A 508-nucleotide genomic window follows, 5' to 3' on the forward strand; every position below is an offset into this window, starting at 1 on the left:
ACTTGCTCTTTATCTTCTAGCGTTCCTTGCTGTGCGCGCAGCACATTATCGCGTTCGCGGATGGTTTGTTCGAGGATATCGATACGATTCAATAGCTGCCGGTTTTCCGTTTCTGCGCTAGCAAGCTCTTCTGCTGTTACTGACAATTCGCCTTCAAGGAGTACAAGGCGTTGATAGGCTCTCCGTGCATATACGGTAAGCTCTAACTCGGTTCCCCGCAGGGTAAGTAAATCGGTATTTGTGCGTAAGCCACTATCTTGAATACGCTCATTGTTGACCTGGAAAGCTAAACGATTTCGGTTACCACTAATGAGATTAATCATCATTTCATCGCGCACCGGCGAATGCTCACTAATAATTAAAATAGGCCTAGAGCGCGTGGCATTAAAAGCACTGTTGAGTTGGTGTGAAGCGCCGGGAGCGATATATAGGATATCCACTTCGCTGGCCATGTTGGGCCGCGCCAGCAAGCGCACTTCAATGCGCAATCCGCGCACGGGTAATAAAG

The 508-nt window shown here is 48.6% G+C and carries 1 protein-coding gene; it reads right to left on the reverse strand.

Going from position 1 to position 508, the window contains the following annotated elements; genetic code table 11:
• Window positions 1-452: YfiR family protein (locus VT06_RS17255; protein ID WP_235357476.1), on the reverse strand; the 452-nt coding region annotated here is incomplete at its 3' end.
• Window positions 453-508 lie beyond the last annotated feature (56 nt).

It is taken from the genome of Arsukibacterium sp. MJ3, from assembly GCF_000987765.1.
In the GTDB taxonomy this organism is placed as follows: Bacteria; Pseudomonadota; Gammaproteobacteria; order Enterobacterales; family Alteromonadaceae; genus Alishewanella.